The sequence below is a fragment of the Ralstonia pickettii genome, assembly GCF_016466415.2.
GTDB lineage: Bacteria > Pseudomonadota > Gammaproteobacteria > Burkholderiales > Burkholderiaceae > Ralstonia > Ralstonia pickettii.
Map to the genome: position 1 here is coordinate 714,275 of NZ_CP066772.2, position 12,948 is coordinate 727,222.

The 12,948-nt window shown below is 65.3% G+C and carries 9 protein-coding genes and 1 pseudogene; 9 read left to right on the plus strand and 1 reads right to left on the minus strand.

Translation table 11 applies throughout. The annotated features are described in order from the left end of the window. Nucleotides 1-44 precede the first annotated feature (44 nt). From cphA to RP6297_RS19470, 3 genes are all read left to right on the plus strand, one after another. Nucleotides 45-2,612, plus strand: a complete 2,568-nt coding sequence (cphA, locus tag RP6297_RS19460) for a cyanophycin synthetase (protein ID WP_009240388.1) — start codon at nt 45-47, stop codon at nt 2,610-2,612. 612 nt (nt 2,613-3,224) lie between these two features. Further along, on the plus strand, nt 3,225-3,839 hold the full coding sequence (locus tag RP6297_RS19465) for a flavin reductase family protein (RefSeq protein WP_009240389.1): 615 nt from the start codon (nt 3,225-3,227) through the stop codon (nt 3,837-3,839). Beyond that, the gene (locus RP6297_RS19470; protein ID WP_009240390.1) at nt 3,836-4,348 is read left to right on the plus strand and encodes a GNAT family N-acetyltransferase; all 513 of its coding nucleotides are present in this window, start codon (nt 3,836-3,838) and stop codon (nt 4,346-4,348) included. Before RP6297_RS19465 ends, RP6297_RS19470 begins: the two co-directional genes overlap by 4 nt. Here RP6297_RS19470 and RP6297_RS19475 read toward each other — a convergent pair. After that, nucleotides 4,345-5,355: an AraC family transcriptional regulator gene (locus RP6297_RS19475; RefSeq protein WP_171924791.1), complete on the minus strand. Its 1,011-nt coding sequence runs from the start codon at nt 5,353-5,355 to the stop codon at nt 4,345-4,347. The genes RP6297_RS19470 and RP6297_RS19475 overlap by 4 nt on opposite strands. 171 nt (nt 5,356-5,526) lie before the next feature. Between RP6297_RS19475 and RP6297_RS19480 the strand changes: the two genes are divergently transcribed. The 6 genes and pseudogenes from RP6297_RS19480 to RP6297_RS19505 all read left to right on the plus strand — a co-directional run bounded on the left by RP6297_RS19480 (nt 5,527) and on the right by RP6297_RS19505 (nt 12,888). Further along, the gene (locus RP6297_RS19480) at nt 5,527-6,660 is read left to right on the plus strand and encodes an acyl-CoA dehydrogenase (RefSeq protein ID WP_009240392.1); all 1,134 of its coding nucleotides are present in this window, start codon (nt 5,527-5,529) and stop codon (nt 6,658-6,660) included. 61 nt (nt 6,661-6,721) lie between these two features. Beyond that, nucleotides 6,722-8,416: pseudogene (locus RP6297_RS19485) on the plus strand (AMP-binding protein). Nucleotides 8,417-8,482: 66 nt separating this feature from the next. After that, nucleotides 8,483-10,030 (plus strand): CoA-acylating methylmalonate-semialdehyde dehydrogenase, encoded by a 1,548-nt coding sequence (locus RP6297_RS19490; protein WP_009240395.1) that lies wholly within the window; start codon nt 8,483-8,485, stop codon nt 10,028-10,030. A 19-nt stretch (nt 10,031-10,049) separates the two neighbouring features. Then, nucleotides 10,050-10,943: a 3-hydroxyisobutyrate dehydrogenase gene (mmsB, locus tag RP6297_RS19495; RefSeq protein ID WP_009240396.1), complete on the plus strand. Its 894-nt coding sequence runs from the start codon at nt 10,050-10,052 to the stop codon at nt 10,941-10,943. Further along, entirely contained in the window at nt 10,943-11,740 is a 798-nt protein-coding gene (locus RP6297_RS19500; protein WP_009240397.1) for an enoyl-CoA hydratase, read from the plus strand. The genes mmsB and RP6297_RS19500 overlap by 1 nt, the downstream gene beginning before the upstream one ends. Continuing rightward, entirely contained in the window at nt 11,737-12,888 is a 1,152-nt protein-coding gene (locus RP6297_RS19505; protein WP_009240398.1) for an enoyl-CoA hydratase/isomerase family protein, read from the plus strand. The genes RP6297_RS19500 and RP6297_RS19505 overlap by 4 nt, the downstream gene beginning before the upstream one ends. Nucleotides 12,889-12,948 lie beyond the last annotated feature (60 nt).

The following is a 12,948-nucleotide window of genomic DNA, read 5'->3' on the forward strand; positions in this document are numbered from 1 at the left end:
CTGAGTCAGAAAGAACGCCCAAAGCACAACGGAAAGCTGATTGCATGGAAGTCTCTCGTATCCGGGCCTTGCGCGGCCCAAATCTCTGGTGCCGCCATACGGCCATCGAGGCCATCGTGGCCTGCTCGGACCAATCCCAACTGCTGGCCGAGCTGCCGGGCTTTGAAGACCGCCTGCGCGCGCGCTTTCCGGCGATTGGCCCGATGCGCCCCGATGACGAAGCCGATGCGCCATCGATTGCGCATGCGCTGGAAGCCGCGGCGCTGGGCCTGCAAGCCGCCGCGGGTTGCCCGGTGACGTTCAGCCACACCGAGCCCACGCTCGAACCGGGCACGTATCAGGTCGTCGTCGAATACACCGAAGAGGAAGTGGGCCGACTGGCATTCGAGCTGGCCGGCCAGCTTTGCCTGGCGGCGCGCGATGACCAGCCGTTCGATCTGGACGATGCACTCCACCGACTGCGCGAGCTGGACGAAGACGTGCGCCTCGGGCCCAGCACCGGCTCCATCGTCGATGCCGCCGTGGCGCGCGGCATTCCGTATCGTCGCCTGACGCAGGGCTCGATGGTGCAGTTTGGCTGGGGCAGCAAACAGCGCCGCATTCAGGCCGCCGAAACCGACATGACCAGCGCCGTGGCCGAATCCATCGCGCAGGACAAGGACCTCACGAAGGCCCTGCTGCATGCGGCCGGTGTGCCAGTGCCGCTGGGCCGTTCGGTGCGCAGCGCCGAGGAAGCCTGGGAAGCCGCGCAGGAAATCCACGGCCCGGTCGTGGTCAAGCCCCGCGACGGCAACCAGGGCAAGGGCGTGGCCGTGCGCATCCGCACGCGCGAAGAAGTGATGACGGCGTACGAAGCGGCCGCCGACATTTCTTCGGACGTGATCGTCGAGCGCTACATCCCCGGCCACGACTTCCGGTTGCTCGTGGTGGGCAAGCATCTGGTGGCAGCTGCGCGCCGCGACCCGCCGCAGGTCATCGGTGACGGCAAGCACACCGTGCGCGAGCTGGTCGACGAAGTGAATCGCGACCCGCGCCGCGGCGAAGGACATGCCACGTCGCTCACGAAAATCCGCTTCGACGACATTGCACTGGCCACGCTCGCCAAGCAGGGCCTGAGCGCCGACGCCGTGCCGCCCAAGGGCACGCGCGTGGTGTTGCGCAATAACGCGAACCTTTCCACGGGCGGCACCGCCACCGACGTGACCGACGACGTGCACCCCGCCATCGCCGCGCGCGCCGTGGCGGCAGCGCAGATGGTCGGCCTCGACATCTGCGGGGTGGATGCCGTGTGCGAAACGATGCTCAAGCCGTTCGAGGATCAGGCCGGCGGCATCGTTGAAGTCAACGCCGCGCCGGGTTTGCGCATGCATTTGCAGCCGTCGTACGGCAAGGGCCGTGCCGTGGGCGAGGCGATTGTCTCGACGATGTTTGCGGATGGCGACGACGGCCGCATCCCCGTGGTGGCGGTGTCCGGCACCAACGGCAAGACGACGACCGTGCGCCTGATTACCCATCTGCTGGCGTCCAGCGGTCTGCGCATGGGCATGACCGGCACCGATGGCGTGTACATCCAGGGCCAGCGTATCGACACCGGCGACTGCAGCGGCCCGCGCAGCGCGCGCAACGTGCTGCTGCATCCGGATGTCGATGCCGCCGTCTTCGAAACCGCGCGCGGCGGCCTGCTGCGCGAAGGTCTTGCGTTCGACCGCTGCGATGTGGCCGTGGTGACGAACGTGGGCGAAGGCGACCACCTGGGCCTGAACTACATCAGCACGGTGGAAGACCTGGCCGTGCTCAAGAGCGTGATCGTGCAGAACGTGGCGCCGCGCGGCATGGCGGTGCTCAACGCCGCCGACCCGATGGTCGCGCGCATGGCCGACGGCTGCCCCGGCTCGGTAACCTTCTTCGCGCACGATCCGAGCTTGCCTACCATGGCGCGGCACCGTGCGCAGGGCAAGCGCGTGGTGTTTGTCGATGGCCCCGAGATCGTAGTCGCCGAAGGTGCCAACGAAACGCGCATCGCACTGGCCGACATTCCGCTCACGCGCAACGGCACGATCGGATTCCAGGTGGAAAACGCGATGTCGTCGATTGCGGCGGCATGGGCGCTTGGCATCGACTGGACGGTGATCCGCCGCGGGCTGGCGACGTTTGTGAACGACGCCGCCACCGCGCCGGGGCGCTTCAACCTGTTCGACTACAAGGGCGCCACGCTCATCGCCGACTACGGCCATAACCCGGATGCCATCCAGGCACTGTGTAACGCGGTAGCCACCATGCCGGCGCAGCGGCGCATGGTGGTGATCAGCGGGGCTGGCGACCGCCGCGACGAAGATATCCGCAAGCAGACGCAGATTCTTGGCGGTGTGTTTGACGACGTCGTGCTGTATGAAGATCAATGCCAGCGCGGGCGCGCCGACGGTGAAGTGCTTGCGCTGCTGCGTGAAGGGTTGCAGGGTGCGTCGCGCACGAGCCGTGTTGAAGAAATCCGCGGGGAATTCCTGGCGATCGATACGGCGCTGGGGCGGTTGCAGCCCGGTGATCTCTGCCTGATTTTGATTGATCAGGTGGAGGAGGCGTTGGAACATATTGCTCGGCGGGTTGCTGAGTAAATTGGAACCCCAGTGAAGTTCGCTGGGGTTTTGGTTTTTTGTTTTTGTTTTTGTGGTCCATCCCCCTTTCGTACCCTACCGGGCACGACTCACTTTTCTTTGTCTTGCCAAAGAAAAGTAAGCAAAAGAAAGGCGCGCCCGAGATGGCGAAAGACTCCTTGAATTTGCGTAACCGGGCGGAGGTGGGGAAAACTCGCTTCGCTCAGACAGTTCCCCACCTTTTTTCCGCCCGCTTACGAAAATTCAAGGCGCCATCAAGGGCTCAACGTCAAAAGAAAAAGGCCAACCCATCGCGAGGTTGGCCTTGTCGTTTGGGCGTGCGCTCAGATGGTGTGGCTTTTGTCCTTTGACTTTCCCTGCCCTAGATGGCGCCTTGAATTTCTGTTGCAGGGAGGAAAAAGAGGGGAGGCCTGTTTGAGCGAAGCGAGTTTGCCTCCCCTCCCTCCCTGCAACAGAAATTCAAGGAATCTTTCGCCATCTCGGGCGCGCATTTCTTTGCTTACTTTCTTTGGGCAAGACCAAAGAAAGTGAGTCAGCCCCGGCAGGGGATGAAACAAGGGATGCACCACCAACAAAAAACCAACACGAAACCACCCTCAACACCATTGCCCTATGATGACGCCTCCCCCTAGTCCCTTCGCCATCATGCCGAATCCCCCCACACTGGCCCCAGTAGAACTCGCAAAGTCCTACCGCCTCCTGAACCACGGCCCGACCACGCTGGTCACCAGCGCCCACAACGGCGTACGCAACGTCATGGCTGCCGCCTGGGCGATGCCGCTCGACTTTGACCCACCCAAAGTGCTCGTCGTGGTCGACAGCCGCACACTCACCCGCGAGCTGATCGAAGCCTCGGCTGTGTTTGCGCTGAACATTCCCACCCGCGCAATTGCCGAGACCACACTCGCGGTCGGTACGCTCACGGGCCGGGACGGCGACAAGTTCGAAGCGCTCGGCCTGGCTACAGTGCCAGCCCGCACGATCGACGTGCCGCTGGTGGCCGGTTGCGCAGGGTGGCTGGAATGCCGCGTCATCCCCGAGCCGCACAACGAGAAGCGCTACGACCTTTTCATCGCCGAAGTGACCGCCGCCTGGGCGGACCCAGCGCTGTTCAGCAACGGCCGCTGGCACTTCACTGATGCGGGCAGCAAGACCCTGCACTACCTCGCGGGCGGTGCATTCTTTGAGACCGGCGAAGCGTTCACCGTCCAGGTGAAACAGCCATGAGCGATATCTCCATCCGCCCGTTGATCGATGAGGATGCTGCAGCGTTCAAGGCACTGCGCCTGAAGGCCATTCAAGACGCACCCACCGCCATCTGGCCGACGCACGCTGAAGAATCGAGCCGCACGCTGGAGGAAACCAGCAATCGCATCCGGGCGACTGAACATCAGATTGTCTTCGGAGCATTTGCCGGGCCGGAGCTGGTCGGCATTGCCGGCCTACGTCGTGACCCGCTCGCGCAGGTTGCCCACAAGGCTGTGCTGTGGGGCGTGTTTGTTGACCCTGCGCATCGGCGGGGCGGTATTGCGGGCCGTCTGCTGCACGCCGCTATTGCGCATGCGCGTGCTGCCCAGGTGCTGCAGATTCATCTTTGCGTCAACGCCGAAAACTCGCGTGCGCAAGCGCTGTATCGCAACGCGGGTTTCGAAACCTTCGGCATTGAGCGCCGCGCCATGCGTGTCGGCGATCGCTTCTACGACGAAGAACACATGGCGCTGCGGCTGGACGCCTAACGCTCCGTCCGATAGTCCGTCGGCCGCATGCCGGTCCATTTGCGGAAGGCGCGGTGAAAGGCGCTCGGTTCCGCAAAGCCGACCGCGACGGCAATGTCGGCGATGGTGCGGCGCGTGTCCTGCAATTGGCCGATGGCAATGTCGCGCCGCAGGTCGTCCTTGATCGACTGATACGTGTGGCCCTCGAGCTTCAGGCGCCGCCGCATGGTCGCCTCGGCCACGTTCAGTTTGAGCGCCATTGCGTCCGACGCGGGCCAACTGGCCACCGGGAGGTTACGCAGCATCTTGCGCACGCGCGCTGCGAACGAATCCGGGTTGCGGTACTTGACGATGAAGCTGCCCGGCGCGTCGCGCAGGAACGTCTTGATGGACGCGGCCGTCTGGATGACGGGCAGGTCTAGAAAGGTGGGCGATAGGTCGACGTACGACGCATCCTGCTTGAACGCCATGTCGTCGCAGAACATCAGGCGATATTCCTGCGCATCCTGCGGCGCCGCGCAACGGAAGCGCGCGGCAATGAACGGAATGCGCCGCCCCACCAGCCAGCACACCAGCCCGTAGACCATGATGAGCCACGTGGCGTAGGTGAACATGGGCGGCACACGCGTGCCCTTGCGGTGCTCGAACACGAGACGCACACGCTGATCGTCTTCTTCAACGCGTACATGCAGGTCATCCAGCACCAGCCGCAGAAAGCCCGTGGCCCGCGCGAGCGCCTGCCGGCCCGTGCGCGCGGTCAGCGCCGCCTGCGTCATCGCCACGAAGCTGCCCGAGCGCATGGGGTGTGCATCCTGCCCGAAGAACTCGTCGTCCATGGCCTGCGCAATGCCGGCCCACAGCGCGCCGTACTGCGCGGACGACACGCGGCTGCGCGGTTGCGCCAGCATCTGCGGCGTGATGCCCGCAGCTGCCATGATGGGCTGCGTATCGACGCCATGTGCGCGCGCACGCGTCACGGCCTCGTTGACGAGGCTGACAGAGACGGTTCCTTTCTCGTTGCTTTTCATCGGCATGGCAAATCCGCTCACGCAAGTTGATCGTGACGGGCATCGAAGCCGCCCAGCCACGTGCCTACACTTTTTCCCCATCGAACCCGAGCGCCGCGGGCTGCACAGTGTAAGGCGCCTGCACAGGCAGCGTCACGCGGCCCCAGCCAGCAAACAAGCAAGAGCCAAGCGATGGACGACTTCTATACCGAAGAGCAGCGGATGATCCACGACGCTGCGCGCGCCTTTGCCACCGAGCGCCTGGCGCCCAACGCCGCGCAGTGGGACCGTGACGGCGCCCTTCCCGACGAGGTGGTGCGCGAGATGGGCGAGCTGGGCCTGCTGGGCATGATCGTGCCGGCGGAGTGGGGCGGTTCGTACACCGACTACGTGGCCTATGCGCTTGCGCTGGAAGAGGTGGCTGCCGGGTGCGCTGCCAGCGCGACGATGATGAGCGTGCACAACTCGGTGGGCTGCGGCCCCATCCTCAAGTTCGGCACCGAGGCGCAGAAGGCGCGTTACCTGCCGGACCTGGCCACGGGCCGCGCGATTGGCGCGTTCTGCCTGACCGAGCCGCACGCCGGCTCCGAAGCCAACAACCTGCGCACCCGTGCGGTACTGCGCGACGGCAAGTGGGTGCTCACCGGCAACAAGCAGTTCGTCACCAACGGCGCACGCGCGGACATCGCCATCGTCTTTGCCGTGACGGACCCTGATGCGGGCAAGCGCGGCATCTCCGCTTTCATCGTGCCGACGGACACGCCGGGCTTTCACGTCGGGCGTCCCGAACACAAGCTCGGCATTCGCGCATCGGACACCTGCCCGATCACCCTGGAAGACTGCGCCGTGCCCGAAGAGAACCTGCTGGGTGAGCGTGGCGAGGGCCTGAAGATCGCATTGTCGAACCTCGAAGGCGGACGCATCGGCATTGCCGCGCAAGCCGTGGGCATTGCGCGTGCCGCCTTCGATGCAGCGCGCAACTACGCGAATGAGCGCATTCAGTTCGGCAAGGCGCTGCGCGAGCACCAGACCATCGCCAACATGCTGGCCGACATGGCCACGCGTCTGAATGCAGCGCGCCTGCTCGTTCACCATGCGGCGCGCCTGCGCAGCGCAGACAAGCCGTGTTTGTCGGAAGCCTCGCAGGCCAAGCTCTACGCGTCGGAACTGGCCGAGGAGATCTGCTCCAACGCCATCCAGATCCACGGAGGCTATGGCTACCTGGCCGACTACGCCGTCGAGCGCCACTACCGCGATGCACGCATCACCCAGATCTACGAAGGCACCAGCGAAGTCCAGCGGATGGTGATTGCGCGGCACGTGTAGCACGCACCGCGCACATCGACCGAATACGAAAGAGCGCAAACGCGCCGACCAGGAGACGACGATGAACGAAGCGGTATCTGCAGCACAGGGTTTTGTGGAAGCGCGCGATTTTCTGCTGCGCCATCGCACCGACTACGACCGCGCGTATCGCGAGTTCGCGTGGCCGAAGCTGGACACGTTCAACTGGGCGCTCGACTACTTCGATGTGATGGCGCGCGGCAACGATAACCCGGCGCTGTGGATCGTGGATGACCCGCAGAGCGGCGGGCTGAAGCTTTCGTTTGCGCAGATGTCGGAGCGCTCGTCGCGCATGGCGAACTTCCTGCGTGGGCTTGGCATCGTGCGGGGTGACCGTCTGCTGCTGATGCTGCCCAACCGCGTCGAACTGTGGGACGTGATGCTCGGGGCGATGAAGCTGGGCGCGGTGGTGCTGCCGGCTACGACGCAGCTTTCGCCGGATGACGTGCGCGACCGCGTTGAACTGGGCGGCGCGACATGCGTGGTTGTCGACGCGGCGGAGTTGCACAAGTTCGACAGTGTGGATGCAAGCGTCAAGCGCATCGCCGTGGGTGCGCAGCGCGATGGCTGGGTCGACCTGGCCGCTGCTTACGACGCGCCGGCGCAGTTCGCGCCCGACGGGCTGACCAAGGCAACCGATCCGCTGCTGCTGTACTTCACCTCAGGCACCACGTCCAAGCCGAAACTGGTGGAACACACACACCAGAGTTACCCCGTCGGCCACCTGTCGACCATGTACTGGATCGGCCTGCAACCCGGCGACATCCACTGGAACATCAGTTCGCCCGGCTGGGCGAAACACGCGTGGAGCTGCTTCTTCGCCCCGTGGAATGCGTAGGCCTGCGTGTTCGTCTACAACTACGCGCGCTTCGTGCCGAAGGACACGCTCGACGTGCTGGTGCGCTTCAACGTGACCACGCTGTGTGCGCCGCCTACCGTGTGGCGCATGCTGGTGCAGGAGCCGCTGGCCACCTACGCCGTCAAGCTGCGCGAGATCGTCGGTGCGGGCGAGCCGCTGAACCCCGAGATCATCGAGCGCGTGCGCAGCGCCTGGGGCGTGACCATTCGCGACGGCTTCGGCCAGACCGAGACCACCTGCCAGATCGGCAACACGCCGGGGCAGCCCGTCGTGCCGGGCTCGGTCGGGCGCCCGCTGCCCGGCTACTGCGTGGAACTGGTCGACCACGACGATCAGCCCGCCAGCGAAGGCGAAATCGTGCTGCCGCTCTCGCACCGCCCGCTCGGCCTGATGCAGGGCTACGCCAACAACGCCAAGGCCACGGGCGAGGCCATGCGCAACGGCTATTACCACACGTCCGACGTGGCGATGCGCCGCGACGACGGTTACTTCGTCTACGTGGGCCGCACCGACGACGTGTTCAAGTCGTCCGACTACCGCCTGAGCCCCTTCGAGCTGGAAAGCGTGCTGATCGAGCACGAAGCCATTGCCGAGGCCGCCGTGGTGCCGAGTTCCGATCCGCTGCGGCTGTCCGTGCCAAAGGCGTTTGTGACGGTGCGCCAGGGCTATGAGGCTGGCCCCGAACTGGCCCGGGCGGTGTTCCTGTTCTCGCGCGAAAAGCTGGCGCCCTACAAGCGCATCCGCCGCCTGCAGTTCAGCGAGCTGCCCAAGACCATCTCGGGAAAGATTCGCCGCGTCGAACTGCGTCGGCTGGAGCTTGAACGCACGCCTCAACCGGCTCGCCTGCCCGGCGAGTACTGGGAAGAAGACTTCGCCTGATTTGCCCATCCCGCATTGAACCCGTTACCGCCACCGAAACCGATACCGATTCGCCAGGAGACTCCCATGAGCGCCGTTGCCTCTCTCGCTTCCGCCAAGCCTGCCGCACAGCAGGACACCCCGCCCACCGTCAAGCTGCTGATCGGCGGCGAGTTTGTCGAATCGCAGTCGAAGGAATGGCGCGACATCGTGAACCCCGCCACGCAGGAAGTGCTGGCGCGCGTGCCGTTTGCCACGGCCGGCGAAGTGGACGCAGCCATCCGCTCCGCACATGCTGCGTTTGCCACGTGGAAGAACACGCCGGTGGGCGCGCGCATGCGCATCATGCTGAAGTTCCAGGCGCTGATTCGCGAGCACTCGCCGCGTATTGCGCGCACGCTGACGGCCGAGCAGGGCAAGACGCTGCCCGATGCGGAAGGCGACATCTTCCGCGGGCTGGAAGTGGTGGAGCACGCGTGCTCGGTGGGCTCACTGCAGCAGGGCGAATTTCTGGAGAACGTGGCCGGCGCGGTCGACACCTACACGTTGCGCCAGCCGATTGGCGTGTGCGCCGGCATCACGCCGTTCAACTTCCCGGCCATGATTCCCCTGTGGATGTTCCCGATGGCCATCGTGTGTGGCAACACGTTCGTGCTCAAGCCGTCGGAGCAGGACCCGCTGTCGACTATGCAACTGGTGGAACTGGCCCTTGAAGCAGGTGTGCCGCCCGGCGTATTGAACGTCGTGCATGGCGGCAAGGACGTGGTGGATGCACTCTGCACGCACGAACACGTGAAGGCGATTTCGTTTGTGGGCTCGACCGCAGTGGGCACGCATGTTTACCGCCTGGGCAGCGAGCACGGCAAGCGCGTGCAATCGATGATGGGCGCCAAGAACCACGCCGTGGTGTTGCCGGACGCGAACCGCGAGCAGGCCATCAATGCGCTGGTGGGTGCGGCCTTCGGCGCGGCGGGGCAGCGCTGCATGGCGACCTCCGTCGTCGTGCTGGTGGGCGCGGCGCAGCAGTGGGTGCCGGACCTGATCGCCAAGGCAAAAACGCTCAAGGTGAATGCCGGTGTCGAGCCGGGTACCGACGTGGGCCCCGTCGTCTCGCGTGCCGCCAAGCAACGCATTCTCGGCCTGATCGAATCGGGCGTGCAGCAGGGCGCCACGCTGGCGCTCGACGGTCGCAATGTGCGCGTCGCCGGTTACGAAGACGGCAACTTCATCGGCCCGACGATCTTCACCGACGTGAAGACCGACATGGACATCTACACCAACGAAATCTTCGGCCCCGTGCTGCTGGCGCTGACTGTGCCTACGCTGGACGACGCCATTGCGCTGGTCAACGCCAACCCGTTCGGCAACGGTGTGGGCCTGTTCACGCAGAGCGGCGCATCAGCACGCAAGTTCCAGAGCGAGATCGACGTCGGGCAGGTCGGTATCAACATTCCCATTCCGGTGCCCGTGCCGTACTTCAGCTTTACCGGCTCGCGCGGCTCCAAGCTCGGCGACCTGGGCCCGTATGGCAAGCAGGTCGTGCAGTTCTATACGCAAACGAAAACGGTAACGGCGCGCTGGTTTGACGACGCGGTCGACACCGGCGGCGTCAACACCACCATCAGCCTGCGCTGATCGCTCCCGGAGTGTTGTCATGAAAATCGCATTCATCGGATTGGGAAACATGGGCGCCCCCATGGCGCGCAATCTGCTCAAGGCAGGCCATGTGCTCAGCGTGTTGGACCTGAATACGCAGGCAGTGGGCGCGCTGGTGGAAGCCGGTGCCGTGGCCGCTGTGTCCCCCAAGGACGCCGCAACGGGCGCGGAGACCGTCATCACCATGCTGCCTGCCGCAGCGCATGTGCGCCATGTGCTGACGGCAGAAGACGGCGTGTTGGCGGGCATCGCCAAGGGCGTGCCCATCATCGATTCGAGCACCATCGACCCGGCCAGCGCCAAGGCGTTTGGCGCGATGGCAGCCGAGCACGGCAACCCTTTCGTCGATGCGCCGGTCTCGGGCGGCACGGGTGGCGCGGCAGCCGGCACGCTGACCTTCATGGTCGGCGGCAGCGCGGCGGCGTTCGAGCAGGTGCGTCCGGTGCTGTCCGCCATGGGCAAGAATCTCGTGCATTGCGGCGACACCGGCGCGGGGCAAGGCGCGAAGATCTGCAACAACCTCGTGCTCGGCATCACGATGGCTGGCGTGGCCGAGGCCATGTCGCTGGGGGAAGCGCTGGGCATCGACCCGAAGGTGCTCGGCGGCATCATCAACACGTCGACGGGGCGCTGCTGGAGTTCGGACACCTACAACCCGTTCCCGGGCGTGATCGACACCGCGCCGTCCTCGCGCGGCTACACGGGCGGCTTTGGCACCGACCTGATGCTCAAGGATCTGGGCCTGGCCGGTGACGCAGCAAAGTCCGTCCGACAGCCGGTCTACCTTGGCGCGTTGGCACAGCAGCTGTATCAAACCGTGAGCAGCAAGGGCGATGGCAAGCTGGATTTCTCCGCCGTCATCAAGCTGTATCGGAAAGACGGAGCGGCGTGATGATCGAACTGGAAACGCTGCACCAGAACACCATCGCGGTGCTGACGCTCAAGCGTCCGCCAGCCAACGCGTTCACGCCGGAAGGTCTGCTGCAACTGCAAGGCACCGTCGAACGATTGAACGCCGATGCACGCGTGCGCGCCCTCGTCGTCACCGGCGATGGTCCGAAGTTCTTCAGCGCAGGCGCAGACCTCAACACCTTTGCCGATGGCGACCGCGATGTGGCGCGCGAGGCCGCTGCACGTTTCGGTGCCGCGTTCGAGGCGCTGCAGAATGCGCGCCCGGTGGTGATCGCCGCCATCAACGGTTTTGCGATGGGCGGCGGCCTGGAGTGCGCGCTCGCATGCGACATCCGCATCGCCGAGGCACACGCCAAGCTGGCCGTGCCAGAAACGGCCGTCGGCCTGCTGTGCTGCGGTTGCGGCACGCAGACGCTGCCGTGGCTCGTGGGTGAAGGCTGGGCCAAGCGCATGATCCTGACCGGCGAGCGCGTCGATGCGCAGACCGCCCTGCGTATCGGACTGGTGGAAGAGGTCGTGGAAACGGGGGCCGCGCGCGAAGCCGCCATCGCCATGGCGCTGCGGGTGACAACGTTGAGCCCGCAAGCTGTCACCTTCAGCAAGCAACTCATCCATCAGGCGCGCAACGGCGTGCCGCGCGGCGCGGCGCTGGCCGTCGAGCGTGAGCGCTTTGTCGATCTGTTTGACCACCCGGATCAGCGCGAAGGCGTGAACGCCTTTCTGGAGAAGCGTGCGCCGCGCTGGCATTCCACGCACGAATCGGAGACGCGGCAATGAGCGCCGTCCAATTTGAGACGGTGCCGCCCCAGGCCGCCGCTGCCGAGCCCGAGGTGTTGATGCGCGTGGTCAGCCGCGTGGCCGTCATCACCCTGAACCGTCCGGCTGCCCTGAATGCACTCTCGCACGGCATGGTGCGCCAGTTGGCGACGCTGCTGGAGCAATGTCGCCACGACGACGGCATCGTCGCGCTGGTGCTGCGCGGTGCGGGCCAGAAAGGCTTCTGCGCGGGTGGCGATGTGCGGGCGCTCTATCAGCTTGCGCAGCAGGGCCGCATGGAGGGCGACGACGGCTGGCTGCAGTTCTTTGTCGACGAATACCGGCTCGACTACGCGCTGCACCAGTTTCCGAAGCCCATCGTTGCGCTGATGGACGGCATCACCATGGGCGGCGGCATGGGCCTTGGGCAGGCGGCACGGCTGCGTGTCGTGACCGAGCGCACGAAGATGGCAATGCCCGAGACGCGCATCGGCTTTCTCCCGGACGTGGGCGCCACGCGCTTTTTGAGCGTGATGTCGCCCGAGCTGGAGCTGTATGTTGGCCTGACGGGCGTGACGCTGACCGGCGCCGATGCGCTGCATTGCCACCTGGCCGATATGTGCGTGCCCGCCGAATGGCTTGCCTCATTCGAAGACCGCCTGCAGCGCATGCCGCACGACGGCGATCTCATGCAGGCCTTGCGCCGCGTGTTCGAGCCGCCGTGCAACATTGTTCCGCACGCGCCGCTGGCACAGGCGACGCCGTGGGTGCAGCGCTATTTCGACCGCCGTTCGTCGGTCGATCGCATTGTCGCCACGCTGCGCGAGAGCCTGGAGCGCGAACAGGCACGGGAGCTGCGCCAATGGCTTCAGGCGACGCTTGACGCCATGACCACACATTCGCCGACGATGCTGCATGTCACGCGCGAAGCGTTGCTGCGTGGCCGGCAGTTGTCGCTGGCGGAGTGCTTTCAGATGGAATTGGGCATCGTCGCGCGCGGAATCCAGGAAGGCGATTTCTGCGAAGGCGTGCGCGCGCATCTGGTGGACAAGGATCACCGCCCTGGCTGGGCGCCCGCCACGCTCCCGCAGGTGCGGCCTGAGCGGGTGCGGCATTTTCTGACGTCGCCCTGGCGGGTGGAGCGGCATCCATTGGCGGGGCTTCGCTGAATCGTCATGTGACTGGAATGCCCCAAAAGCAACGGATGCGCCATTTGATGCGGTCCGCCG

What these genes read in the sequence shown, in the direction of transcription:
- cphA (WP_009240388.1), top strand. Translation starts at nt 45, where the DNA reads ATGGAAGTCTCTCGTATCCGGGCCTTGCGCGGCCCAAATCTCTGGTGC.
- RP6297_RS19490 (WP_009240395.1), top strand. Translation starts at nt 8,483, where the DNA reads ATGAGCGCCGTTGCCTCTCTCGCTTCCGCCAAGCCTGCCGCACAGCAG.
- RP6297_RS19480 (WP_009240392.1), top strand. Translation starts at nt 5,527, where the DNA reads ATGGACGACTTCTATACCGAAGAGCAGCGGATGATCCACGACGCTGCG.
- RP6297_RS19465 (WP_009240389.1), top strand. Translation starts at nt 3,225, where the DNA reads ATGATGACGCCTCCCCCTAGTCCCTTCGCCATCATGCCGAATCCCCCC.
- mmsB (WP_009240396.1), top strand. Translation starts at nt 10,050, where the DNA reads ATGAAAATCGCATTCATCGGATTGGGAAACATGGGCGCCCCCATGGCG.
- RP6297_RS19500 (WP_009240397.1), top strand. Translation starts at nt 10,943, where the DNA reads ATGATCGAACTGGAAACGCTGCACCAGAACACCATCGCGGTGCTGACG.
- RP6297_RS19505 (WP_009240398.1), top strand. Translation starts at nt 11,737, where the DNA reads ATGAGCGCCGTCCAATTTGAGACGGTGCCGCCCCAGGCCGCCGCTGCC.
- RP6297_RS19475 (WP_171924791.1), bottom strand. Translation starts at nt 5,355, where the DNA reads ATGAAAAGCAACGAGAAAGGAACCGTCTCTGTCAGCCTCGTCAACGAG.
- RP6297_RS19470 (WP_009240390.1), top strand. Translation starts at nt 3,836, where the DNA reads ATGAGCGATATCTCCATCCGCCCGTTGATCGATGAGGATGCTGCAGCG.